Source organism: Erythrobacter sp. CCH5-A1 (genome assembly GCF_001557115.1).
In the GTDB taxonomy this organism is placed as follows: Bacteria; Pseudomonadota; Alphaproteobacteria; order Sphingomonadales; family Sphingomonadaceae; genus Erythrobacter.
In genome coordinates, this window is sequence record NZ_LSKQ01000151.1 from 1 (window position 1) to 475 (window position 475).

A 475-nucleotide genomic window follows, 5' to 3' on the forward strand; every position below is an offset into this window, starting at 1 on the left:
AAAGCCATGCGGGCAACGCCGATCACAAAGCCCGTCAAAGCGAGGGCAGCCCAAGAGCCCAAGATCGAAGCACTGGCGTTCAGTACACTGGACAAGCCGCGCATTCTCGGTGAGCAAAGCGGGGTCTACATCCCGTACCGGCCAAGCCGGGTCGACATTGTTGGCGCACGCGAACATCCGACGCCGCTTGTCGAAAGCGTGGCCATGGGTTCGATCCCGGCACCGATCCCGGATTATGTCCCGGCGCTGCAGGATCGGGTCTTGCAGGAAAGCCTGCTATCCGAAGCCCAGATCGAAACTGTCATCTATGCCGGGAACGCTTGGCAGCAGTATCTGCCTGGCCAGTTCGTTCCGGCTGAAGAGGGCGTAGGCCTGCAACTCGACGAGCATGGGCGCGCCTACCGCAAGGGCTATTTCCTCGGCGATGGCACGGGGGCAGGGAAGGGCAGGCAGATCGCCGCCTGCATCCTTGATG

At 62.1% G+C, this 475-nt stretch carries 1 protein-coding gene; it reads left to right on the forward strand.

Going from position 1 to position 475, the window contains the following annotated elements; genetic code table 11:
• A partial coding sequence (locus AX708_RS08685; RefSeq protein WP_197426368.1) for a strawberry notch-like NTP hydrolase domain-containing protein occupies window positions 1-475 on the forward strand: 475 nt, incomplete at both ends.